The sequence below is a fragment of the Pseudomonas sp. SWRI92 genome (assembly GCF_014268685.1).
GTDB lineage: Bacteria > Pseudomonadota > Gammaproteobacteria > Pseudomonadales > Pseudomonadaceae > Aquipseudomonas > Aquipseudomonas marvdashtae.
In genome coordinates, this window is sequence record NZ_JABWQY010000007.1 from 19,713 (window position 1) to 42,126 (window position 22,414).

23 protein-coding genes are annotated in these 22,414 nt (G+C 62.2%); 7 read left to right on the forward strand and 16 right to left on the reverse strand.

The window, feature by feature from the left end:
* Positions 1–146 precede the first annotated feature (146 nt).
* Positions 147–2,102 (forward strand): acetoacetate--CoA ligase, encoded by a 1,956-nt coding sequence (locus HU762_RS13125; RefSeq protein WP_186637471.1) that lies wholly within the window; start codon positions 147–149, stop codon positions 2,100–2,102.
* Positions 2,103–2,127: 25 nt separating this feature from the next.
* Here the strand turns inward: HU762_RS13125 and HU762_RS13130 are convergent, their stop codons facing one another.
* Positions 2,128–3,243 carry a PilT/PilU family type 4a pilus ATPase gene (locus HU762_RS13130; protein WP_186637473.1) on the reverse strand — a complete coding sequence of 372 codons (1,116 nt, stop codon included), beginning with the start codon at positions 3,241–3,243 and terminating at the stop codon, positions 2,128–2,130.
* A gap of 132 nt (positions 3,244–3,375) precedes the next feature.
* Here HU762_RS13130 and HU762_RS13135 point away from each other — a divergent pair, with 132 nt between their 5' ends.
* Both HU762_RS13135 and HU762_RS13140 read left to right on the forward strand, forming a co-directional pair.
* On the forward strand, positions 3,376–5,913 hold the full coding sequence (locus tag HU762_RS13135) for a PAS domain-containing protein (protein ID WP_186637484.1): 2,538 nt from the start codon (positions 3,376–3,378) through the stop codon (positions 5,911–5,913).
* Between the two features lie 48 nt (positions 5,914–5,961).
* Positions 5,962–6,237, forward strand: coding sequence for a peptidylprolyl isomerase (locus tag HU762_RS13140; protein ID WP_186637485.1), 276 nt, complete (start codon positions 5,962–5,964; stop codon positions 6,235–6,237).
* A gap of 81 nt (positions 6,238–6,318) precedes the next feature.
* Here HU762_RS13140 and HU762_RS13145 read toward each other — a convergent pair whose 3' ends face one another.
* The 9 genes from HU762_RS13145 to HU762_RS13185 form a co-directional block, all read right to left on the reverse strand.
* Positions 6,319–7,233, reverse strand: coding sequence for a sugar kinase (locus tag HU762_RS13145; RefSeq protein WP_186637488.1), 915 nt, complete (start codon positions 7,231–7,233; stop codon positions 6,319–6,321).
* 50 nt (positions 7,234–7,283) lie between these two features.
* Positions 7,284–8,501: an amino acid deaminase gene (locus HU762_RS13150; protein WP_186637490.1), complete on the reverse strand. Its 1,218-nt coding sequence runs from the start codon at positions 8,499–8,501 to the stop codon at positions 7,284–7,286.
* 29 nt (positions 8,502–8,530) lie between these two features.
* The gene (locus tag HU762_RS13155) at positions 8,531–9,295 is read right to left on the reverse strand and encodes an IclR family transcriptional regulator (RefSeq protein WP_186609141.1); all 765 of its coding nucleotides are present in this window, start codon (positions 9,293–9,295) and stop codon (positions 8,531–8,533) included.
* Positions 9,296–9,458: 163 nt separating this feature from the next.
* A complete protein-coding gene (locus tag HU762_RS13160) occupies positions 9,459–9,848 on the reverse strand; it encodes a RidA family protein (protein WP_186637492.1) in 390 nt (129 codons plus the stop codon).
* A 24-nt stretch (positions 9,849–9,872) separates the two neighbouring features.
* Positions 9,873–10,661 carry an amino acid ABC transporter ATP-binding protein gene (locus HU762_RS13165; RefSeq protein WP_186637495.1) on the reverse strand — a complete coding sequence of 263 codons (789 nt, stop codon included), beginning with the start codon at positions 10,659–10,661 and terminating at the stop codon, positions 9,873–9,875.
* Complete coding sequence (locus HU762_RS13170) at positions 10,658–11,320, reverse strand: amino acid ABC transporter permease (protein WP_186637498.1); 663 nt, start codon at positions 11,318–11,320, stop codon at positions 10,658–10,660. Before HU762_RS13170 ends, HU762_RS13165 begins: the two co-directional genes overlap by 4 nt.
* A gap of 9 nt (positions 11,321–11,329) precedes the next feature.
* Complete coding sequence (locus tag HU762_RS13175) at positions 11,330–11,992, reverse strand: amino acid ABC transporter permease (RefSeq protein ID WP_186609149.1); 663 nt, start codon at positions 11,990–11,992, stop codon at positions 11,330–11,332.
* Between the two features lie 54 nt (positions 11,993–12,046).
* The gene (locus tag HU762_RS13180; protein WP_186637500.1) at positions 12,047–12,895 is read right to left on the reverse strand and encodes a transporter substrate-binding domain-containing protein; all 849 of its coding nucleotides are present in this window, start codon (positions 12,893–12,895) and stop codon (positions 12,047–12,049) included.
* A 349-nt stretch (positions 12,896–13,244) separates the two neighbouring features.
* Entirely contained in the window at positions 13,245–14,129 is an 885-nt protein-coding gene (locus HU762_RS13185; protein ID WP_186637502.1) for a LysR family transcriptional regulator, read from the reverse strand.
* A gap of 95 nt (positions 14,130–14,224) precedes the next feature.
* Between HU762_RS13185 and HU762_RS13190 the strand changes: the two genes are divergently transcribed.
* From HU762_RS13190 to HU762_RS13200, 3 genes are all read left to right on the forward strand, one after another.
* On the forward strand, positions 14,225–15,361 hold the full coding sequence (locus HU762_RS13190; RefSeq protein WP_186637504.1) for a DSD1 family PLP-dependent enzyme: 1,137 nt from the start codon (positions 14,225–14,227) through the stop codon (positions 15,359–15,361).
* The gene (locus tag HU762_RS13195; RefSeq protein WP_186637505.1) at positions 15,351–15,740 is read left to right on the forward strand and encodes a RidA family protein; all 390 of its coding nucleotides are present in this window, start codon (positions 15,351–15,353) and stop codon (positions 15,738–15,740) included. Before HU762_RS13190 ends, HU762_RS13195 begins: the two co-directional genes overlap by 11 nt.
* Before the next feature lie 193 nt (positions 15,741–15,933).
* Positions 15,934–17,382, forward strand: a complete 1,449-nt coding sequence (locus HU762_RS13200) for an aldehyde dehydrogenase family protein (protein ID WP_186637507.1) — start codon at positions 15,934–15,936, stop codon at positions 17,380–17,382.
* A gap of 5 nt (positions 17,383–17,387) precedes the next feature.
* Here HU762_RS13200 and HU762_RS13205 read toward each other — a convergent pair whose 3' ends face one another.
* Both HU762_RS13205 and HU762_RS13210 read right to left on the reverse strand, forming a co-directional pair.
* Positions 17,388–17,780 carry a GFA family protein gene (locus HU762_RS13205; RefSeq protein WP_186637509.1) on the reverse strand — a complete coding sequence of 131 codons (393 nt, stop codon included), beginning with the start codon at positions 17,778–17,780 and terminating at the stop codon, positions 17,388–17,390.
* Between the two features lie 30 nt (positions 17,781–17,810).
* On the reverse strand, positions 17,811–18,737 hold the full coding sequence (locus HU762_RS13210; RefSeq protein WP_186637511.1) for a LysR family transcriptional regulator: 927 nt from the start codon (positions 18,735–18,737) through the stop codon (positions 17,811–17,813).
* 140 nt (positions 18,738–18,877) lie between these two features.
* On the opposite strand from HU762_RS13210, the gene HU762_RS13215 reads away from it, so the two are divergent.
* Positions 18,878–19,279, forward strand: a complete 402-nt coding sequence (locus tag HU762_RS13215; protein ID WP_186637513.1) for a RidA family protein — start codon at positions 18,878–18,880, stop codon at positions 19,277–19,279.
* Positions 19,280–19,339: 60 nt separating this feature from the next.
* Here HU762_RS13215 and HU762_RS13220 read toward each other — a convergent pair whose 3' ends face one another.
* From HU762_RS13220 to HU762_RS13235, 4 genes are all read right to left on the reverse strand, one after another.
* Positions 19,340–19,819 (reverse strand): VOC family protein, encoded by a 480-nt coding sequence (locus HU762_RS13220; protein ID WP_186637515.1) that lies wholly within the window; start codon positions 19,817–19,819, stop codon positions 19,340–19,342.
* A 67-nt stretch (positions 19,820–19,886) separates the two neighbouring features.
* On the reverse strand, positions 19,887–21,188 hold the full coding sequence (locus HU762_RS13225; protein WP_186637517.1) for an Nramp family divalent metal transporter: 1,302 nt from the start codon (positions 21,186–21,188) through the stop codon (positions 19,887–19,889).
* Positions 21,189–21,330: 142 nt separating this feature from the next.
* Entirely contained in the window at positions 21,331–21,570 is a 240-nt protein-coding gene (locus HU762_RS13230; RefSeq protein WP_186637519.1) for a hypothetical protein, read from the reverse strand.
* The gene (locus HU762_RS13235; RefSeq protein WP_186637521.1) at positions 21,563–22,348 is read right to left on the reverse strand and encodes a VacJ family lipoprotein; all 786 of its coding nucleotides are present in this window, start codon (positions 22,346–22,348) and stop codon (positions 21,563–21,565) included. Before HU762_RS13235 ends, HU762_RS13230 begins: the two co-directional genes overlap by 8 nt.
* Between the last annotated feature and the right edge of the window lie 66 nt (positions 22,349–22,414).

Genomic DNA, 22,414 nt, shown 5'->3' on the forward strand with positions numbered 1-22,414 from the left:
GATACTGATCGTTCCCACGCTCTGCGTGGGAGCGCAGACAGGGACGCTCCGCGTCCCAAGAGCGGAACGCGGAGCGTCCCCAGAGGTATTCCCACGCAGAGCGTAGGAACAATCGTCAGGCCCGACAGAAAAACAAGAGGCACGCCATGTCCGACATCCTTTGGCAACCCGGCCCCGAACGCATCGTCCAGTCGCGCATGAACACCTTTTGCCAGTTGATCAACCAACGGCACGGCCTGCAACTGAGCGACTACCCGGCCCTGCACGCCTGGAGCATCGACCAGCGCGAAGCGTTCTGGCAGGCCGTCGTCGACTGCTTCGACATTCGTTTTCACCAGCCGCCCACCGAGGTGCTGGTGGAAGGCCCGCAGATGCCCAGCGCCCGTTGGTTTCCGGGGGCGACGCTGAATTTCGCCGAACACTTGCTGCGCCGTCGCGATAACGCCGTGGCGGTGGTTGCCCTGGATGAGGACGGCGGCGAGGAACGTTTGACCTGGGCCGAACTCGCCACGCACGTCGCCGGCCTGCAGAAAAGCTTGCAGGCCGCTGGCGTGATCCAAGGCGACCGGGTCGCCGCTTGCATGCCCAACACCTGGCAGACGCTGGTGGGCATGCTCGCCACCACCAGCCTGGGGGCGATCTGGTCGTGCTCATCGCCGGATTTCGGCACCCAGGGCGTCATTGACCGGTTCGGCCAGATCGAGCCGAAGGTGCTGATCACCTGCGCCGGTTATCGCTATGCCGGCAAGCTCATCGACCAACGACCGAAGGTCAACGAAATCCTCGAGCGATTGCCGTCCTTGCAGCAACTGATCGTACTGCCTTATGCCCGGCCCAATGCATCCGCCGACGATTTCAAGACCCAGGCTAACGTGGCGCTATGGGACGGTTTCTATCAACCCGGCGGCGAGCCGGAATTCGCCAGTGTGCCGTTCGATCATCCGCTGTACATCCTCTATTCCAGCGGCACCACAGGCGTGCCGAAGTGCATCGTTCACAGCACCGGTGGCGTGCTGCTGCAACACGTCAAGGAACACGGCTTGCACGTGGATCTCGGCCCTGAGGATCGGTTGTTCTACTACACCACGTGCGGCTGGATGATGTGGAACTGGCTGGTGTCGGCCCTGTCCGTGGGCAGCGCGGTGGTGCTCTATGACGGTTCGCCGTTCCACCCCGGCCCCGAACGCCTGCTGGCGCTGATCGACCAACAACGCATCAGCGTGTTCGGCACCAGCCCCAAATACCTGGCGGCCTTGGAAAGCCAAGGTATCAAGCCACGCCAGGCTCATGACCTGAGCAGTCTCAGGACGATCCTGTCCACCGGCTCGGCCCTGGCGCCCCACAGTTACGATTACGTGTACCGCGACTTCAAGGCCGATGTCTGCCTGGCGTCGATGTCGGGCGGCACCGACATCGTGTCGTGTTTCGTCAATGGCAATCCGCTGTCAGCCGTGCGCCGGGGCGAGATGCAGGGCAAGAGCCTGGGCATGGCGGTGCAGGTCTGGAACGAGGCCGGCGAAGCGGTGATCGGCGAAAAAGGCGAACTGGTCTGCACCCGGCATTTTCCGGCCATGCCCATCGGGCTCTGGAATGATCCCCATCAGGAAAAGCTTCGCGCCTCCTATTTCAGCCAGTTTCCGGGCGTGTGGTCCCAGGGAGATTACGCCGAAGAACTGCCCCACGGCGGTTTCCTGATCCACGGGCGTTCCGACGCGGTGCTCAACCCCGGCGGCGTGCGCATTGGCACGGCGGAGATCTATCGGCAAGTGGAAAAAGTCGACGCGGTGCTCGACAGCGTCGCCATCGGCCAGCAATGGCAAGGCGATGTGCGAGTGGTGCTGTTCGTGCGCCTGCGCGATGACGTGACGCTGGATGATGCCTTGGAGCAGAAGATTCGCCAGGTCATCCGAGCCAACACCACGCCACGGCATGTACCGGCGAAGATCCTCGCGGTCAGCGACATACCGCGAACCATCAGCGGCAAGGTGGTGGAGTTGGCGGTGCGCAACGTGGTGCATGGCGAGGCGGTGAAGAATACCGACGCACTGGCCAATCCCGAAGCGTTGGAGCAGTTTCGCGGGCGACCGGAGCTTGCGACCTGAGGCCAGGAGCGCGGCGTCCGGCCAATCAATCCATCAGTCCCCACTCCCCCGCCGGCGGATCGGCCGGTGGCGTCGCGCCCGACTCGGCATGCAGCTTCAAGCGCAAACGCAAGTTGTTCGCCGAGTCGGCATTTTTCAGTGCTTGCTCCTCATCAATCGCGCCCTCAACCACCAAGTTGAACAGCGCTTGATCAAAGCTCTGCATCCCCAGCTCCTCTGACTTTTCCATGATCCCCTTGAGTTCGCCAAACTCGTTGCGGCGAATCAGGTCGGCCACCGTCGGCGAACCCAACATGACCTCCACCGCCGCCCGGCGCTGACCGGTGCGTGTGCGGACCAGGCGCTGGGAGACGAACGCCTTGAGGTTGTTGCCCAGGTCGTTCAATAGCTGCGGCCGGCGTTCTTCCGGGAAAAAATTGATCACGCGGTCCAGGGCCTGGTTGGCGTTGTGGGCATGCAGGGTGGAAATCACCAGATGGCCGGTGTCGGCAAAGGCCAGGGCGTGCTCCATGGTTTCCCGGTCGCGAATTTCGCCGATCAGGACAACATCCGGCGCCTGGCGCAGGGTGTTCTTGAGTGCGGCATGGAAGCTGCGGGTGTCGACCCCGACCTCCCGCTGGTTGATGATCGATTTTTTATGCCGATGGATATATTCCACCGGGTCCTCGATGGTGATGATGTGGCCGCTGCTGTTGCGGTTGCGGTAATCGATCAACGCCGCCAGGGACGTCGACTTGCCTGACCCGGTCGCGCCGACGAACAGCATCAGCCCCTGCTTCTGCATGATTGTGTCCAGCAGCACTTTCGGCAGTTTCAAGTCTTCGAAACGTGGGATATCCAACTTGACGTTGCGTATCACCATGGACACGTCATTGCGTTGCTTGAAGATATTGACCCGGAACCGCCCGACACCGGCCAGGGAAATCGCCAAATTCATTTCCAATTCCCGATCGAACTCAAGGCGTTGTTCGGCGTCCATCAATGACTCGGCAAGCCCGGCGATGTCGCCGACCTTGAACGCCTGGTTGCTCAGCGGCTTGAGCACACCTTCAAAACGCGCACAGGGCGGTGCGCCGGTGGACATGTAGAGGTCGGAGCCGTCCTGGCTGGCCAGGATTCGTAATAAAGGATCAATTTCCATGGTCAGGAATACTTCCACTAACATCATTGGACACGCTGACCCGAGCCGGAAAACCTCAGATCAACCCGCGCTTACCTTCTCCAGAGGATAGTAGAAGCCGCAGCATCGACATGACATCCAGGAACTCCCGTGATGAACGCAATACCCGCCAGCAGCGACATACAGCAGGTGATCGCCCGCCTGGACTGGACTTCCAGCCCGCTGGGCGCCATCGAAACCTGGCCGCAGAGCCTGCGCACCGCCGTGGACATCATGCTCCACTCGCCCATGCCGATGGCCGTGCTGTGGGGCCCGCAGCTGACCCATCTGTACAACGACGCCTACGCCCGGCTGGTTGGCGACAAACATCCCCGGGCATTTGGCCAGCCCACCCACACGGCCTGGCCCGAACTTCGGGAAATGGCCGAAGGGATTTATCACAGCGTGTTACAAGGCAGCATGCGCACCTGCCGCGACCAACAATGGCGCATGCCTTTCAGCGGGCGACTCTGTGATGTCTGGCTGGACTTGACCTACAGCCCGGTGCATGACGAGAGCGGCAGCGTAGCGGGAATCCTGATCACCGCCATCGAGACCAGCGAACGGCGACGCCTGGCCCAGGAGTTCGAGCGGCGCTCCGAGGCCAGCCTCAAGGCCCAGCAGGAAAGCGAAGAACGCCTGCAACTGGCGCTGGCGGCCACCGATGCGCTGGGCACCTGGGATTGGGACATCCGCGAAGATCGCTTCATCGCCGACGCGCATTTCGCCCTGCTCCATGGCGTCGATCCGAATCTGTCGCGCCAATTACCCATCAACGCCTACCTCGAAGGCGTGCATCCCGAAGACCGGGCGATGGTCGCGCACAGCATCAAGCATTGCATCACCCACGGCACCGAATACGCCGAGGAATACCGCCTGCTGCAGCCTGACGGAGAGCTGCGCTGGGTGTTCGTACGCGGACGTTGCTACAAGGATCGCCATGGCCGGCCCAAGCGTTTTCTCGGCGCGGCGCTGGACTTGACCGAACGCAAACGCACCGAACACGCCCTGCGCCAAAGCCAGACCGAGCTGCAATTGATCATCAACGCCATGCCGGTGCTGATCAGCTACGTCGACCGCGAAGAACGCTTCCGGCTCAATAACAGCGCCTACCTGAACTGGTATGGGCTGACCCCGCAGGAGCTGTACGGCAAGACCATTCGCGAAGTCATCGGCGAGGAAGCCTACGCGGCCCGCGCTGAACAGATCGCCGGCGCCCTGGCAGGCAAGCCGTGCAGCTTCACCGTTGAATCGGCTCACCGTGACGGCCGGCCGCGCCATGCCTTGATCAATTACCTGCCCCGCCGTGGCGGTGACGGAGCGGTGAACGGCTTCTACATCTTTGTGATCGACGAGACCGACCGCAAGAAAACCGAGGAGGCCCTGCGCAACCTCAACGAAACGCTGGAAGAACGGGTCATTGCCCGCACCCAGCAATTGGCCGAAGCCAACCATCGCCTGCAAAGCGAAATGTTCGAACGCGAGCGTGCCGAGGAAGCGCTGCGCCATGCGCAGAAAATGGAAGCGGTGGGCCAGCTCACGGGCGGCATCGCCCATGACTTCAACAATATGCTCACAGGTATTCTCGGCAGCCTGGACCTGATGCAGCGCTACATCGCCTCCGGCCGCGCTGCCGAGATAGGCCGTTTTACCGAAGCGGCCATTTCCTCGGCCAACCGCGCCGCCGCCCTGACCCATCGCCTGCTGGCCTTCTCCCGGCGCCAGTCGCTGGACCGCAAGCCATTGGATGCCAACGCCCTGGTGCATTCACTCGAAGACTTGCTGAGCCGGACCACGGGCGATCACATCGTCCTGCGGCTGCAAATGGCCGGTGAGCTGTGGCCGGTCAGCACCGATGCCAGCCAACTGGAAAATGCCCTGCTCAACCTGGTGATCAACGCCCGGGACGCAATGCCTGACGGCGGCGAATTGACCATCGAAACCGCCAACGTCTACCTCGACGGCCACGACATCAACACACTGGAACCGGTAAAAGCTGGCGATTACGTGATGATCGCCGTGCGCGACAACGGCAGCGGCATGACGCCTGCGGTTCTGGCAAAGGCCTTCGATCCGTTCTTTACCACCAAGCCCATCGGCCAGGGCACCGGCCTGGGGTTGTCGATGATCTACGGATTTGCCCAGCAATCCGGTGGGCACCTGAGCCTGGACAGCGTGCCAGGCCAAGGCACGCGCGTGCAGCTGTACCTGCCGCGGCTGCACGTTGCGCCGGCCGAGCAGGCTGCCGAACCGGCGACCACCGACGCACCGGCAGCCAACGCCGGCGAAACCGTGCTGCTGGTGGAAGACGAACCGGCGGTGCGCATGCTGGTGCTCGATCTGCTGCACGCCTTGGGCTATACCGCGCTCGAAGCCGAAGAGGCCAAACAGGCCATTGCGTTGCTGGAGTCCAGGCAGCGCATCGATCTGCTGGTGACCGATGTCGGCCTGCCGGGCATGAATGGCCGGCAGTTGGCGGAAATCGCCCGCCAGCACAGGCCCGACTTGAAAGTATTGTTCATGACCGGTTACGCACAGAAAGCCACCGAGCGCCAAGGGTTCCTGGATCAAGGCATGGATATGGTCGCCAAGCCGTTCACCCTGGATCTGCTGGCCACCAAAATTCGGGCGATGATCAACCATGGCAAGTGACTTGAGGCATAATCGCCGCCCTTTTGCACCGCTCAGGTCACCGCTGCAATGAAAGCCCAAGCCCGCCATATCCTGGTGAAAACCGCCGAAGAAGCCGAACAGCTCAAGCAACGCATCGCCAAGGGCGAGGCGTTCGACGTCCTGACCAAGAAATACTCCACCTGCCCCTCCGGCAAGCGCGGCGGTGACTTGGGTGAAGTACGGCCGGGGCAGATGGTCGGCGCCATCGACGCGGTGATTTTCAAGAAGCCGTTGCGAGTGGTGCACGGGCCGATCAAGAGCAAGTTCGGCTATCACCTGGTGCAGGTGTTTTACCGGGATTGAAGCGATCCTGAGCTGCGAAGCGACCCCTTGTGGCGAGGGGATTTATCCCCTCGCCACAAATGCATGATCTCAGGGATGTCGCTACCTGGGAATCAACGCCCCCGGTACCTGGATCACCCGGCTCGCCAACAGGTGCCCGGCCTCGGCCGCCTCCGCCGGGCTGCCACCCAGCAAGCGGCTCGCCAGGTAGGCGGCGCTGAACGAGTCACCCGCCGCCGTCGTGTCCACCACCCGTTCGACCCGCTGGGCAGGCACGTCGTAAGACCGACCATCACAACAGATCAGACAGGCCTCGGCGCCGCGCTTGAGCACCACTTCCGGCGTGCCCAGTTGCGCATACGCGGCAAACACCGCCTCGCTGTCGGCGTGACCGTACAGCGCCTGTTCGTCATCCACCGTCAACAGCGCCAGCTCGACGTAGGGCAACACGCTGCGATAAGCCGCGCGGGCGGCCTCGATCGAGGGCCAAAGCCTGGCCCGGTAATTATTGTCGAACACCACTTGGGCGCCGCGCCGGCGCGCCTCGATCAGGGTCTCGATGAGTTTGCGCCGCCCCTGCTCGCCGATGACCGCCAGGGTGATGCCGCTGAAATAAAGCACGTCATAGCCAGGCAACGCCGCCAGGATCGGCGCGGCGGCCGGCGTGGTGAAGCACTCGCGCACCGCCGCCTCGTTGCGCCAGTACAGGAAACGCCGCTCACCGGCCGCATCGGTCTGGATGCAATACAAGCCCGGCAGACGCCCCGGCAAGCGCTGGACCATGCCCAGGCCAATACCTTCAACCGCCCAGCCTTGGCACATGGCGTCGCTGAAACTGTCATCGCCCAGGGCGGTGACGTAATCCACCGAACCTTTGTCGCCCAAGGCCCGGGCCAGGTACACAGCGGCGTTCAGCGTGTCACCGCCGAAGCTCTGTTGCAGGCTGCCGTCGGCGCGTTCTTGCAGTTCGATCATGCATTCGCCGATCAGCGCGATGCGAGGTTTTGAAGCTGTCATGGATAAATCCTGGCATTTCGAGGAGGTCTGGGCGCGACTCGGTCTGAACGTTAGAAACAGGTTTCCATGCTCTCGACTACCCGCAATCCCTCATCCACCAGGCACGCCACCCGCCATTTGTCGAACGTCAGGCACGGATGGGAGGTGCCGAACGCAATGATGTCGCCTACCCGCAACTCGACGCCCGGCGCCACCGTCAGGAACGCATGCTGGTCCATCACCGCCGTCACCTTGCAGCCGCTGATGTCGTCCCCAGCCACCGAATCCGAACCGGGCGTGTAGCGCTTGAGCGGCACCGGTAACCCGGCGTCGTAGGCGACGTCGCGCTTGCCCAGGGCAATCACCGCGAAGCCCGGCTCCGGCAACGATTGCACGTGGGCCCAGACTTCCAGGGCCGGGCGCAGGCCTTCGTGCAGGTCGTTGCGCCGCTCCAGTACGCAGCACTGCGCCTCTTTGTAGATGCCATGATCATGGGCCACGTAACTGCCGGGACGCAGCACGCTGAGGAAACGTCCGTGGGCATTGCGCGCTTCGAACGACTCGGCGATCAGGTCATACCAGGCCGAACCCGAGGCGGTAATGATGGGTTTGTCGATGGCAAACGCGCCGCTGTCCTGCAACTGCATCGCCAGTCCCACCAGGGACGCGGCGAACGCACGGATGCCGCTGACGGCGTGGTCGCCGTGGATCACGCCTTCGTAGCCTTCGATACCGGTCAATGCCAGCGCCGGTTGCGCGCCGATGGCCTCTGCCAGGGCCAGCACCTCGGCCTCGGTCCGGCAACCACAACGACCACCGACCACGCCGTATTCGATCATCACGTTCAAGCGCGCACCGCGAGAGGCGAAATAGGCCCCAAGCTCGGCGACGTTGTCTGGATGATCAACCAGGCAATGGAATTCGAACGTCGGGTCGCCCAGCAGATCGGCGATCAGCGCCATGTTCGGCCTGCCCACCAACTGATTGGCCATCAGCACACGGCGCACGCCATGGGAGTAGGCGGCACGGGTCTGCACCGCCGTGGCGAGGGTCAGGCCCCAGGCGCCGGCTTCGATCTGGCGGCGAAACAGTGCCGGGGTCATGCTGGTCTTGCCGTGGGGCGCCAGCTCGGCACCGCTGTCACTGACGAATTTCTGCATCCAGCGAATGTTGTGTTCCAACGCGTCGCGGTGCAGCACCAGTGCCGGCAGGCTGACGTCCCGCAGCAAATGGGTACCCGGCGCGGCAGCGCCCTTCTCGACGCCAGCGTTATGAATCGCAGAAGACATGGTTGAACTCCTCACACAGCCTCGGCTGTCTATTCGTTGATGCGACGGGCCAGGTTGTTGGCGCTTTCGATCAGCACCCGGCGGTAGTCGGCGTAATTGTCCTTGGCGTCGGCCCTCGGGGCGACGATGCACAGGGTCGCAATCGCCACGCCATTGGGGTCTTTGACCGGGGCGGCGAAGCAATGGGTGAAGGTGTCGGCAACGCTGTCGAAGGAGAAAAATCCATCCATGCCGGCCTGGCGGATTTCCTTGAGGAACTGTTCAAGGGGCAGGCGCTCGCCGTCCGGCAGGATGAAGTCGTCCGGGTCGATCAGGTCGACGATCTGCTGGTCGCTCAAATGTGCCAGCAGCAGGCGCCCGGACGCGGTCCAGGGGATCGGCGCGTTCTCGCCGATGTCCGACGAAATGCGAAAATGCCGCTCGCCCTCCTTCATCAGCGCGACGGTGTATTTGCGCCCGTTGAGCAGGCACATCTGCGCCGTTTCCCGGGTCTGGCGGACGATTTCCTGCAAGGCGTGATCGGCCTCGCGGCTCAAATCGAAATGCCGCAGGTGCGCCTGCCCGAGGAAATACAATTGGCGGCCCAGGTAGACGTGACCGTCCTTGCCCACCGGCTCGAGGATGCGCCGCTCCAGCAGCGACGCCACCAGTTCATAGACCGTGGACTTGGGGCTGCCGATGCCGCTGGCAATATCGTTCGGGCGCAGCGGCTGGCCGATTTCCTTGAGGAAATCGAGAATATCGAACGCCCGATCCAATCCTCGAGCCCGGCGTTTGATGGTGTCTTCGGTCATGTCTGCGGTTCCTGAGATCAATTTTCAACGGGCACGAACGCCCTTGTGGCGAGGGAGCTTGCTCCCGCTGGCCTGCGCAGCAGGCCCATTTTTGCGACTGCTGCGCAGCCGAGCGGGAGCAAGCTCCCTCGCCACGGAAAGTGGCCTCGCCAGAGTATCGTGTTCAGGCCTTTTTCTTGTAGGCCACACAATCGATCTCGACCTTGCAATCGACCATCATGCTCGCCTGCACACAAGCCCGGGCCGGGGCGTGTTCCGGGCTGAAGTATTCGCCGAAGACCTTGTTGAAACTCCAGAAGTCCCGCGGGTCATCCAGCCATACACCACAGCGCACCACATCCTTGAGGTCGTAACCGGCCTCTTCGAGTATCGCGATCAGGTTTTTCATGGTCTGGTGCGTCTGCTCGACGATGCCGCCAGCAATGATCTCGCCGTTCACCGCCGGCACCTGGCCGGACACGTGCAACCAGCCATCGGCCTCCACGGCGCGGGCGAATGGCCGTGGCTGGCCGCCGCCTGCGGTGCTGCCGGTGCCGTAGCGCGTAATGCTCATGGTTATCTCCTTGTTGAATTGAATTTAAAAACGGGTGTTCTTGAGAAATTCCGCCAGGCGTGGCGATTGGGGTCGTTCGAACAGTTCCTTCGGCGGCCCCTGCTCTTCGATGCGGCCCTGGTTCATGAAGACGATTTTGTCGGACACCTCGAAGGCAAAGCGCATTTCGTGGGTCACCAGCAACATGGTCATGCCGTCTTCGGCCAGCCCCTTGATCACGTTCAGTACTTCGCCAACCAGCTCCGGGTCCAGGGCCGAAGTCACTTCGTCGAACAGCATCAGGCTCGGGTTCATCGCGATGGCCCGGGCAATAGCCACGCGCTGCTGCTGGCCGCCGGACAACTGACCGGGAAAATGATCGCGCCGTTCCAGCAGGCCGACCCGCTGGAGCCATTTTTCAGCCAAGGCCACCGCTTCATCCTTGGGCAGCTTTTTCACCTTGAGCAATCCCAGCGTGACGTTCTGCAGCGCGGTCAAATGGGGAAACAGGTTGAATTGCTGGAAGGCCATGCCGGTCATCGCCCGGTGTCGGGCGATGACTTTTTCAGGATGGCGGACACGCTTGCCGTCCACCTCGTCATAACCGATGGACTCGCCGTCGAGCACGATCTGGCCGCCCTGGAATTCTTCCAGCATGTTCACGCAGCGCAACAGCGTGGTCTTGCCCGAGCCGCTGGAGCCGATCAACGTGACCACGTTGCCGCGCTGCATGCTCAGGTCCACACCCTTGAGCACTTCCAGCGGACCGTATTGTTTGCGCAGGCCGCGAATGTCCAGCAGCGGTTGGGCGTTCGAGAGGGATACGTCAGTCATGGCAAGGCCACCCGCTTTTCAATGTGCCGCCCGAGCAATTCGATGGCGTAGTTGATGATGAAAAAGAGAAACCCGGCGAACAGGTAGAACTCCAGGGTCATGAACGTCCGGGCGATGATCTGCTGGGTGCTGAGCAGCAATTCGGCGACGCCGATCACCGACAGCAAGGTCGAGGCCTTGACGATCTCGGTGGAGGAATTGACCCAGGTCGGCAGGATCTGCCGCAACGCCTGGGGCAACAGCACATAGCCCAGCGCCTGGTAGAACGTCAGGCCGATGGCCTGGCTCGCTTCCATCTGCCCACGGGGCAAGGCCTGCAACGCACCGCGCACGATCTCGGCGACATGCGAACCACAAAATAGCGTCAAGCCCAGGACACCGGCCTGGAACGCGCCGATCTGCCAGCCCAGCGCCGGCGCCATGTAGAAGCAGGCCAGCACCAGCACAAACACCGGCGTGCCGCGAATCAGGTCGACGTAGAAACGAAACGGCGCGCGCGTCCAGACCCGCCCGTATGTCAGCGCCAATCCGGCGACGACGCCGATCAAGGTGCCCAACACAATCGCCAGCAGCGAACACTGCACACTGGTCAGGAAACCGGCCAGCAAGGTGTCCCGGGCGACCCACAACTCATGCAACCAACTGGGGGATTCGTACATGGAACACTCCTAACGGCGGATCGCCAGGCGCTGCTCGAAATACCGCAGCAGCATGGCGATGAGGTAACAGGCCGCGACATACAGGGCCGTGGTCACCAGCCAGGTTTCAATCACCCGGTAGCTCTCCACGTTGATCTTGCGGGCGTAATAGGTCAGCTCAGGCACGGCAATCGCCGCCGCCAGGGACGTGTCCTTGAACAGCGAAATGAAGTTGTTCGACAGCGCCGGCAGCACATTGCGCAACATCACCGGCACGGTCACGTAGGCCTTCACCTGCCACTCGCCCAGGCCGATCGCCAACCCCGCCTCACGCTGTCCCTTGTGAATGCTCACCAGCCCGCCGCGGAACACTTCGGTCAGGTAGGCCCCGGCGTATAACGAAAGAGTGATGACAAACGACGGCAGCTTGTCCAGGCGAATGCCCAGGCTCGGCAAGGCGAAATAGATCAGCAGGATCAACACCAGGATCGGCGTATTGCGGATCACCGTGACGTACACCGAGGCCAGCACTCGCAGCAGGCGGTGCTTGCTCAGCAGCGCGAACGCCAGCAGCAGGCCGATCACGCAACCGATGGCAATCGACACCAGCGCCAGGGAAAGGCCCAGGCCCAGCCCCGCCAGCAAGGTGTCGAAATCGCGCCAGACGGCGGCAAAGTTCAACTGATAATTCATGGTCGGCAATACCTTAGTCGGAGCGCCTTGATGTGGCGCTCCGGGCTCACAGGGTCATTTGTATTCAACCGGAAAACCAATGGCGGGCGACGGCAGCTCGACACCGAACCACTGCTTGAACGACGCCGCATAGGTGGGGAATTCCACGCCGGTCATGGCCTCGTGCAGCGCGGTATTGACGAAGTTCAACCAGTCCTGGTCGCCGCGCTTGACTGCACAGGCGTAGGTTTGCGGGCTCCAGGCATAGGCCGGGCTGCGGTAGCGCCCAGGGTTCTGCACCATCAGGTATTTGACCGAAGACTGATCGGTGGCGGCGGCATCGGCGCGGCCGGAGTTCACCGCCTGATACATCAAGTCGACGCTGTCGTATTGATCGACCTTGGCCTTGGGCAACGCCTGGTGCACCAGTTCTTCGGCATAGACGTTCTGCAACACCGCCACGGTGACGTCATCGCCCGCCGCCTTGAGGTCTTCGATCTCCTTGTACTTGCTGTTGGCCGGCAATAGCAGACCCACCCCTTCGCGGTAGTAAGGCAGGGTGAACGCCACTTGCTGGGCGCGACTGGCGGTGACGGTGATGAACTGGCAACTCATGTCGACCTTGTCGGTCAGCAGGTTGGGAATCCGCGCATCGGACGACTGCACCACGAACTCGACTTTCTCCGGATCATTGAACAGACCCTTGGCGACCATCCGCGCAATGTCGATATCGAACCCCTGCAACTTGCCATCCGCTCCCTGGAAGTGCCACGGCGCGTTGGTGCTGCCGGTGCCCACGATCAATTTCCCGCGTTGCAGCACGCTGTCGAGCTTGCTGTCGGCCGCCTGGGCGACACCCATGGCAGCCGTCGTGGCTGCGAAGAAAAAAACACACGCTTTGAACAAGGAAGGTCGGCGTTGCATGGCAAGCACTCCAAGGTGAGTTTATTCCGCTATACCGGAACATGGTATGTAACAACGGAATAGACAGCAGAAAGTGTGCCACAGCCTTTCGGCCCTGGGGAGGGATAAATGGAAAGCGAATGAAATCAGCCAGATAGGAAAAGCCAACGGCTAAGCGCCGTTGCGGCGCGAAATTGGGTTGCTACCGTTGGCTACGGCGGCCGGTTACAAAGGCCCCATCCCGAAGCGTCGGCGTGTGCCGGCTACCCCCGTCGCACCGAAAGAGAGCCGTTGGACGGCCAGCCTCACCGGGATGCCTACGATGCGCTTCGAGAGAAACCGACGTTGCACCGCACACCAAGCGCCACGATCAGCTTTTAAGCTCTGCCTCAAGGAAGCTCACCAACGCCTGCACCCGCGCACTGCGCAACGTGCGCGAGGGCACCAGCAAATTGATCGGTGCGCTGTCGAACCGCCAGTCCGCGAGCACGCGCACCAGCCGTCCTTCGGTCACGGATTTGCTGACGTCCCACTGCGAACGTAACACCAGCCCCAGGCCCTCCTCCGCCCAGCGCCGGGCCACGCTGCCATCGTTGCTCATCAAGGCCGGCTTGATGCGCAGGGTTTTGCGCCGTTGCTCGTTGCGCAGGTGCCACAGCGTGACATCCTCGTCGTTTTCACGGATGCAAATGCAGCGGTGCCCGGCGAGTTGCTCGGGTGACGTAGGCATACCGTGTTGCTCCAGATAGGCCGGGCTCGCGCAGAGCCATCGTTCATTCGAGGTCAGGGGGCGGGCGACCCAAAGACTGTCGCTGAGGTTGCCGATGTGGATCACCGCATCGCTGTCGTGACGATCGGGCCAAGGCGTTTCCCGCAAATCGAGATGGAGGCATAACTGCGGATGCAGCCGGGCAAAACGCGCCAGCAGCGGCGCAACGCGTTGACGCCCGAAGCCGAACGGCGCCGCCAACCTGAGAGTGCCGACCAGTTGATCATTGCGGCGCCTGAACGACTCGGGTAGCGCTTCAAGCTGTTCCAGCAAGCTCGAACTCTGTTGGGCGAAACGCTCGCCGTCGGCCGTCAGGCTCAGGCGCCGCGCGTCGCGGTTGGCCAGGGTCAGGCCGAGCAATGCCTCCAGCTTGCGCAGGCGCATCGACAGCGCGGGGGGCGAGACATCCAGCGCCCTGGCGGCAGCGCTCAAAGAATCGGAACGCGCCAATGTCACGGTCATGCGCAGGTCTTCGAGGCTGATCATTCAGTTCAACTTAATGATTGATGATGGCGCATTGAACCACGACTTCACGCTGACTGAGTAGAGTCACGCCAGTCCCAGCCAACCGAGTCCAGCCCATGCCAGCCTCAATCACCACGCTCGATACCCCCTGCGCCCTGATCGACGTCACACGCATGCACCGCAATATCCAGCGCATGCAGCAGCGCATGGACGCCTTGGGCGTGCGCTTGCGGCCGCACATCAAGACCAGCAAATGCTTGCCGGTGGTCCAGGCGCAGATCGACGCAGGTGCGAGCGGCGTCACCGTGTCCACTTTAAAGGAAGCGCAACATTGCTTCGCCGCTGGCATCGAGGATATCTTTTATGCCGTCGCCATGGCGCCCGGAAAATTGCCTCAAGCTCTGGTCCTCAAGCGCAAGGGTTGCCGCCTGGGCATCCTCACCGACAGCCTGGCGGGAGCGCAGGCCATTGTTGATTTCGGCCAGCAGCACGACGCGCGTTTCGACGTCTGGATCGAGATCGACTGCGACGGCCATCGATCCGGCCTGCGGGTCGATGACGACTCACTCATCGCCATTGCACGGTTGCTCAACGACGGCGGCATGCCGCTTTGCGGGGTCATGACCCACGCCGGCTCCAGTTACGAACTCGACAGCCCGCAGGCGCTAAAAGTCTTGGCCGAACAGGAACGCAGCACTTGCGTCAGCGCCGCGCAACGTCTGCGCGAAGCCGGGCTGGCCTGCCCGCAAGTCAGCATCGGTTCGACGCCCACTGCGTTGTCGGCGCTGAGCCTGGAGGGCGTGACCGAAGTGCGCGCTGGCGTCTATGTGTTCTTCGACCTGGTGATGCAGAACGTTGGCGTCTGCCAGCCGGATGAGCTGGCGCTGAGCGTACTGACCACCGTCATCGGCCATCAGCCCGACAAAGGCTGGATCATCACTGATGCTGGCTGGATGGCCATGAGCCGCGACCGCGGGACCCAACGTCAGCAGCGGGATTTCGGCTATGGACAAGTGTGCACCGAAGCCGGCGAATGGATCGAGGGCGCACTGCTCACGGGCGCCAATCAGGAACACGGCATCATCACCCTCGCCGATGCCACGGGCTTCGATATCACGACGCGCTTCCCGGTCGGCCACCGCCTGCGCATCCTGCCCAACCATGCCTGCGCCACCGGCGCGCAGTTTCCCCATTACCACGCCTGCAAGGACACCGGCGAGGTGCAAACCTGGAGTCGCCTGCATGGCTGGTGAAATCGATTTTATCCAGACCCTTGATGCCGCAGCGCCAGGCGGACATTACTCCCAAGCGGTCGCGTACCAGGGCATGCTGTATGTCTCGGGACAATTGCCGATACGCGCCGATGGCTGCCACCGCATTGGCGAGCCCTTCGAGGTGCAAGTGACCGTCGCCCTGGATAACTTGATGGCGATTCTCGGCGCGGCGGGCCGGCGTCCAAGTGACTTGTTGAAGGTGACGGTGTACATCGCAGGCATTGAGCACTGGCCTGCGTTCGACCGGATCTACACGCGCTATCTGGGCGACCATCGACCCGCACGTGCAGTGGTCCCCGTGCCGGCTCTGCATCACGGGTACCTGATTGAAATCGAAGCGCTGGCCGGTGGCGGTTAAGGGCATGAAATAGACCTCAGCCCCCCGGAACCGATGTCGCTACATTTTTTGCGAAGTTAGCCTGGCAGATACAGCAGATTGTTCTTTGCCAGGCTCAACAACGGCACATCCCGCCAGGGCCGCTTTGTTAGTTTATCGGGAAGAATCACGACCTGCTTTCGGCAGCGTCGTCACTGCCCCAGGAGCCCGTTGGATGACCACCCAAACCTCGAATATTGCGCAAACCACCGGGCAGTTTTATATCGATGGTCGCTGGCAGTCTCCGGCCCGATCAACGACGCTATCGGTGATCAATCCCGCCACCGAGGAAATTATCGCCGAGGTCGCCCAGGGCTCCTCCCAAGACGTTGACCGCGCCGTCGCCGCGGCTCGCGCGGCGTTTCCCAACTGGGCCGCAACGCCGGTGGCGGATCGTGCGTTGATCGTCGGCAAGATTCACGAGCTGATGCTCGAACGCAAGGAAGCGCTGGCCCAGGTGCTGTGCCTGGAGATGGGCGCGGCCATCGGTTTCGCACGGTCCATGCAGGTGCCATTGGCCGCTGAGCACGTTCGGGTCGCGCGCGATGTGCTGACTTCCTATCACTTCCAGCACGTCGAAAACGGCACGGCCATCGTGCGCGAACCCATCGGCGTCTGCGGCCTGATCACCCCGTGGAACTGGCCGCTTTACCAGATCACCGCCAAGGTCGCCCCGGCGATAGCCGCCGGCTGCACCGTGGTGCTCAAGCCCAGCGAACTGTCGCCCTTGAGCGCCTTGTTTTTCGCCCAATTGGTGCATGACGCGGGCCTTCCTGCAGGCGTATTCAACCTGGTCAATGGCAGCGGTGCCGAGGTCGGCGCGGCCATGGCGGCACACCCCGACATCGACATGATCTCCATCACCGGCTCCAACCGCGCGGGCGCCCTGGTCGCGCAAGCCGCCGCCACCACGGTGAAGCGCGTCACCCAGGAGCTGGGCGGCAAGTCACCGAACATATTGCTGCCCGATGCGGACTTTGCCAAAGCGGTGCCGCCGGGAGTGATGTCGGCGTTCCGCAATGTCGGCCAGTCGTGCAGCGCACCGACCCGAATGATCGTGCCGCGCAACCGCTTGGCGGAAGTCGAGGCGCTGGCCGCGGCCACCGCCAACGCGATCATCGTCGGCGCCCCCTTGTCGGAGGAAACCGTACTGGGCCCGATCGCCAACGAGGCACAGTTCAAGCGCGTGCAGGCCATGATCGAAGCGGGCCTGGATGAAGGGGCAAAACTGCTCTGCGGCGGTCCGGGGCGCGTAGCCGGTTTTGAAAAAGGCTTCTACACCCGGCCGACGGTGTTCTCTCACGTCAGCACCGGCATGCGCATCGCCCAGGAGGAAATCTTCGGCCCGGTGCTGTGCATCATCCCCTACGACACGGTGGATGAAGCAGTGGCCATCGCCAACGACACCGTCTACGGCCTGGGCGCCCATGTCCAAGGCCAGGACCTCGATCAGGCCCGCGCCGTGGCTGCGCGCATCCGCGCCGGGCAAGTGTTGTTGAACTACCCAGCCTGGAATCCCATGGCGCCGTTCGGTGGTTACAAGCGCTCGGGAAACGGACGCGAATATGGGGTCCATGGATTTGAGGAGTATCTGGAAATCAAGGCGATTGTCGGGTTCGAGTGACCGCCCTACTCCTCGAACCGCCCCGTGCCCTCACGATCACGTTCGTAGTGCCGGGCCAGCGCAAACGGCGGCAGCCAGGACTCGCGGCGCACGGTCCAGCTTTCGTAGGTGGGCATCAGTTGGTCGGACGCATCCAGCGTTCCCAGGTTCACTTCAATCTCGTCGCCACTGCGGGCGAACAGGGATGAGCCGCAGGTGGGGCAGAAATGGCGTCCAGCATAGTCCCGGGTTTCGCCCTTGATCGTCACCGCGTCCTCGGGGAACACGGCGGCGGCGTAAAACAGTGCACCAAGGTGCTTGCGGCAATCGAGGCAGTGGCAAAGGCCGATCCGGTATGGGCGCCCCGAAGCTTCAATGCGAATGTTGCCGCACAGGCAACCGCCGGTGAATCGGTCCATCGTGCATCTCCTCTGCTATCGAGAATGTTTTCATGACGTGTGCCGATCAAGGATAGGTGCATGTTGCGCCATCAGCTCGACCACCCAGTCGATGAACACTCGCAACTTGGCGCTGATGTGACGGTTCGGCGGATAAGCCACGTAGAGCGGCATCGGGTCCAGGCGCCAGCCTGCGAACAGCGGCACCAGCGTACCCTGCGCCTCGTGGAGTCGTGACATGTAGCTGGGCAGCCAGAGTATTCCCAACCCCGCCAAGCCTGCGGCGAGGTAAGCGTTGCCATCGTCGACCGCCACGACGTAGCGCCCCTTGATGTGCAGGCGCTCGTCCTGGTTGTGCATGGCGTAAGGCAGCGCTTTGCCGGTGCGTGCCCAGAGGAAACCGACGATGCGGTGCTCGGAATCCTCCAGTTCCAGGGGATGAACGGGCGTGCCCACGCGCGCCAGGTAACTCGGCGCGGCGAAGACGCCGAGGGCCAGGTCGCCGACGCGCCGGCCGATCAGCGACTGATCCTTCAGTTCACCGCCACGCACCACGCAATCGACGTTTTCATCAATGATGTCGACGATGCGATCACTCACGCCCATGTCGATCTGGATGTCCGGATAGCGGGCATGAAAAGCCGGCAGCGCCGGCACCAGGATCATCGCGGCCAGCGGGCTCGGCACATCAACCCGCAGACGCCCTCGAGGCAGCGCCTGGGCGCCCGACAGGCTGGTCTCGGCATCGTCCATGTCAGCCAGCAGGCGAATCGCTCGCTCATAGAAGACTGCACCGTCAGCGGTGACATTGACCTTGCGCGTCGTGCGGTTGAGCAGCTTGACCCGCAAGCGTGCCTCGAGCTGCTGTACCAACTGGGTCACGGTGGTCTTGCTCATGTGCAGGGTTTGCGCCGCCTTGGTAAAACTGCCCGCCTCCACCACTCGAACAAACGCTTGCATCGCATCGAAACGATCCATCTTCTCCGCCGCCTCCGTCAGATTGTTTGGGATTCACGAACAGTGAGCGCCAAGGTTGCTCGTTTATCGCCCGGGTACAAGCCCCTAGAGTGGCTGCAACGATGAATTCGCGTCGTTCCACATGATTTCCGGAGGTTCCCATGACACCGCGTGACGTAGTTTTCCCACCCGGACGCCAGGCGCTATACGAACGCAACCGCTATTCGCCGGCGATTCGTTCCAATGGTTTCCTGTTCGTCTCCGGGCAAGTCGGCAGCACTGAGGATGGCTCGCCCGAGCCCGTGCTGGAAGACCAGGTCCGCCGCGCCTTCAACAATCTCAAGGCGATACTCGCCGCCGCTGACTGCAGCTTTGACGATGTGGTCGATGTCACGGTCTTCATGGTCGACCCGCAGTCGATTTTCGAGCGGGTCTGGAGCGTCGTGCCCGAATTCTGGGGCAACGCGCCGCACCCGACGCTGACGGCGGTGGGCGTGACGTGGCTGTATGGTTTTCAGTTCGAGATCAAGGTGATCGCCAAATTGCCTGAAGGCGACAGGTAACGCGTTGACCTGAGGGCGACAAAGCAATGCCATCGCCAACAGGTCCGCGATGGCGAGGCGTCAACCTTTCACCGCTGCCTGGATCGCCGCGATGTCGATCTTGGTCATCGTCATCATGGCTTCGAAGGCACGCTTGGCGGCAGCCTTGTCGGTGCTGGTGACGGCATCGACCAGCACGCGGGGACTGATCTGCCACGACACGCCCCATTTGTCCTTGCACCAGCCGCAGGCGCTGGCCTGGCCGCCGTTGTCGATGATCGCGTTCCACAAGCGGTCCGTTTCGGCCTGGTCATCGGTGGCGACCTGGAACGAAAAAGCCTCGTTGTGCTTGAACATCGCGCCGCCGTTGAGCCCGATACAAGGGATGCCGATCACCGTGAAATCCACGGTGATCACATCGCCCTGCTGACCGGCCGGGTAATCGCCCGGCGCATGATGGATGGCGTCCACTGCGCTGTCGGGAAACGTCCTTGCATAGAACTCCGCCGCTTCCTGCGCAGTGCCGTCGTACCAGAGACAGATCCTGTTTTTATTATTCATTGCGCTTCTCCGAAAGGGACTGGACGGTGAAGTCTAGCAGCCCCCCGCGAAGGTGAATGACCAGGCCTCAGGTGAACAGATCGACGCCCAGTTGGAATGCGACCCACAGCGCCAGGCCAGTGGCAAAGACCAGGGCGATGTTTTCGAACAGGTTGTTGCGGTATTCCTTGCTCAGCAACGACTTCTGGTTGGACATGATCAACAGGCCCAGGGAAATTACCGGCAAGCCAATGATGTTCAGCGCATTGACACCGATGGTCAGGGTCACGAAGTCCGGCATGCCCGGCAGCGACCAGATCAGCGGTGTCACGAGAATGAACAACATGAACCACTTGTGCATCGGGTCGCGATGGAACTCCTTGCCATAACGCTCGCGACGCTCGGGCTTGACGTGCTGGAAAGCGTCGGTGATGAGCATCGGGAACGCCGTGGTCTTGCCGGAAATACTGGCAAACAAGGTGGCGAAGACACCGATGAAGAAGACGTACCAACCGATCGGGCCGAAGAAGATTTCCAGGGCCTTGCCCAAGTCGCCCAAGGTGTTGACCTCAATGCCGTTGGGCCGCAGGATTTCCGCGCCGACAATCCAGATCGCCAGGTTGATGACGATGCCGACGAACACCGCAAACAGCAGGTCGTTACGCTGGATGCGCTTGTGCTCCGGCCCGACCCAACCTTTCTGGCGCATGACGTAGGGGTGGACGAAGTTGGCGATGGAACCCGCCACAGCACCGATCACCGACACCGCCACCAGCAGCGCACCGTGCACGCCTTCATCGGGCGGGATGCTGAAGCCGATGGTGCCTTTGACGATACCAGCGACATCCGGTCCGGACATCACCGCCAGCGCCAGGAACGCCAGCGTCATGATCGCCAGCAGCACCTTCATCACGCCTTCGATCATCGTGTAGATATTGCGCCCGACGAGCATCCACACCGCCAGCACCACCGCCACCGAACAGAGCAGCGCGTAGTCCGTCTTGAGCAGCATGGCCAAGGCCTCACCGGCGCCCTTGATCATGTAGGCATTCATCAGATGCCCCATGAGCAGCGCGTACACCAGCATGAACCAGGCAAAAAACGGGTTCAGTTGTGCGTAGCCTTGCAGGATGGTCATGCCCTGGTTATTGCAGAGCTGGAAGCGCGCAATGATGTTGACGATCAGGTATCGAAGCAGCAGGGACACCGCCAGCACCCACATCATCGCGTAGCCGTAGTTCGCGCCGGCAACGGAAGAGGTGATGAGGTCGCCAGCGCCCAGCCAGGACAGTACCGCGATGATACCGGGGCCAAGTAGCTTTAACAGTCGGGTGAAGCGACCTTGCGCGGGGGCACTGGCCTTGCCTTCTACGGAAGGAATGCTCGACATGGATGGATCTCCGTTATTTTTTTTGTGAGAACGGAGACAGTCCATCATATTTCGTACGACATCGTACAACTATAATTAGACTGGAAATGTGTAAAAATATTTCAAAGTCTGAGGTATGGGAAAACGCCACTACGGTAAGCCCTCACGGGACATTCCCCAGCTCGCCATGGTTGATCATCCAGCGAATCACGCTCGCCACTGGCACGCGATAATGCTGAACCACGTTCAAACCCGCCTGGTCATGCCGGTACCGTTCGACATAGCGGCTGAGCAACACGTGCCGGCCATCCTCGGCAAGCCGCAGTTCGACTTCATGACAGTGCAGCGCACCTTGGCCGAGGTTTTTCACCCGCCGGTGCAGGACCAGTGCTTCGCTATTCATCCGCGGCCCCTTCTTCCTGGCATTGCGGCTCGTCTTGCACGGAGCCCAGCTTGCCCTCGGCGACGAAGTCGGCGCGCCGTTGCGCGGTCACGTCACGAAGCGCCACGTAATAATCAGGTTTGGCCTGGAGTTTGTCGGTAAGCGGCAGCGCCTCCGCCCGGCCATCGACGACACCGCCGACGGTCTTGATCGTGCCCAACGTCTCGACGGTATCGCTGTTGCTGCCGAACGGGTCCACGGCGAAGCTCACCACCTTGCCGGTCGCGTCCCGCAAGTTGCCAGTGCCAAACAGTGGCAGCTCGACAATCGGCCCGGGGGCGATGTTCCAGACGCCGAAGGTCTGGCCGAAATCGGCCTCGTGGCGCTCGATGCCCATTTTGCCCGACACGTCGATCAGCCCGACGATGCCCACGGTGGTGTTAATGACAAAACGCCCCAGGGTGGTGACCGAGCGCTGCCCGTTGCCTTGCAACAGATCGTTGATGAACACCTTGGGCTCGCCGAAGTTGGCGACGAAGTTGTGCACGCCGGTCTGGAACATGTCCGGCAGTTTGCGATAACCCCGGGCGACGGGGGCCAACGCGTAGTCGTCGAGCGTGCGGTTGAAGGCGAAGATGCCGCGGTTCACCGGCTCGACGGGGTCGTGCACGGCGTAGGGAGCAGGCTGGCAACTGCCCGGCGTGGCGGCGGGTGTGCTGGTGCAACCGCTGGCGAACGCCGCCAGCGCAACGACGACGGTGGATCGAGCAAGCAGCGGCGCGGGTCTGGCGATCGGCATACAGAATTATCTCGGCGAGGAATAAGGAGTGCCTACCCGTTGAAAGCCGAACACCAAACCCGTGGC

Bases quoted from the DNA above. Each gene is read 5' to 3' on its own strand.
- HU762_RS13125 (WP_186637471.1), top strand. From the start codon at position 147: ATGTCCGACATCCTTTGGCAACCCGGCCCCGAACGCATCGTCCAGTCG.
- HU762_RS13130 (WP_186637473.1), bottom strand. From the start codon at position 3,243: ATGGAAATTGATCCTTTATTACGAATCCTGGCCAGCCAGGACGGCTCC.
- HU762_RS13135 (WP_186637484.1), top strand. From the start codon at position 3,376: ATGAACGCAATACCCGCCAGCAGCGACATACAGCAGGTGATCGCCCGC.
- HU762_RS13140 (WP_186637485.1), top strand. From the start codon at position 5,962: ATGAAAGCCCAAGCCCGCCATATCCTGGTGAAAACCGCCGAAGAAGCC.
- HU762_RS13145 (WP_186637488.1), bottom strand. From the start codon at position 7,233: ATGACAGCTTCAAAACCTCGCATCGCGCTGATCGGCGAATGCATGATC.
- HU762_RS13150 (WP_186637490.1), bottom strand. From the start codon at position 8,501: ATGTCTTCTGCGATTCATAACGCTGGCGTCGAGAAGGGCGCTGCCGCG.
- HU762_RS13155 (WP_186609141.1), bottom strand. From the start codon at position 9,295: ATGACCGAAGACACCATCAAACGCCGGGCTCGAGGATTGGATCGGGCG.
- HU762_RS13160 (WP_186637492.1), bottom strand. From the start codon at position 9,848: ATGAGCATTACGCGCTACGGCACCGGCAGCACCGCAGGCGGCGGCCAG.
- HU762_RS13165 (WP_186637495.1), bottom strand. From the start codon at position 10,661: ATGACTGACGTATCCCTCTCGAACGCCCAACCGCTGCTGGACATTCGC.
- HU762_RS13170 (WP_186637498.1), bottom strand. From the start codon at position 11,320: ATGTACGAATCCCCCAGTTGGTTGCATGAGTTGTGGGTCGCCCGGGAC.
- HU762_RS13175 (WP_186609149.1), bottom strand. From the start codon at position 11,992: ATGAATTATCAGTTGAACTTTGCCGCCGTCTGGCGCGATTTCGACACC.
- HU762_RS13180 (WP_186637500.1), bottom strand. From the start codon at position 12,895: ATGCAACGCCGACCTTCCTTGTTCAAAGCGTGTGTTTTTTTCTTCGCA.
- HU762_RS13185 (WP_186637502.1), bottom strand. From the start codon at position 14,129: ATGATCAGCCTCGAAGACCTGCGCATGACCGTGACATTGGCGCGTTCC.
- HU762_RS13190 (WP_186637504.1), top strand. From the start codon at position 14,225: ATGCCAGCCTCAATCACCACGCTCGATACCCCCTGCGCCCTGATCGAC.
- HU762_RS13195 (WP_186637505.1), top strand. From the start codon at position 15,351: ATGGCTGGTGAAATCGATTTTATCCAGACCCTTGATGCCGCAGCGCCA.
- HU762_RS13200 (WP_186637507.1), top strand. From the start codon at position 15,934: ATGACCACCCAAACCTCGAATATTGCGCAAACCACCGGGCAGTTTTAT.
- HU762_RS13205 (WP_186637509.1), bottom strand. From the start codon at position 17,780: ATGGACCGATTCACCGGCGGTTGCCTGTGCGGCAACATTCGCATTGAA.
- HU762_RS13210 (WP_186637511.1), bottom strand. From the start codon at position 18,737: ATGGATCGTTTCGATGCGATGCAAGCGTTTGTTCGAGTGGTGGAGGCG.
- HU762_RS13215 (WP_186637513.1), top strand. From the start codon at position 18,878: ATGACACCGCGTGACGTAGTTTTCCCACCCGGACGCCAGGCGCTATAC.
- HU762_RS13220 (WP_186637515.1), bottom strand. From the start codon at position 19,819: ATGAATAATAAAAACAGGATCTGTCTCTGGTACGACGGCACTGCGCAG.
- HU762_RS13225 (WP_186637517.1), bottom strand. From the start codon at position 21,188: ATGTCGAGCATTCCTTCCGTAGAAGGCAAGGCCAGTGCCCCCGCGCAA.
- HU762_RS13230 (WP_186637519.1), bottom strand. From the start codon at position 21,570: ATGAATAGCGAAGCACTGGTCCTGCACCGGCGGGTGAAAAACCTCGGC.
- HU762_RS13235 (WP_186637521.1), bottom strand. From the start codon at position 22,348: ATGCCGATCGCCAGACCCGCGCCGCTGCTTGCTCGATCCACCGTCGTC.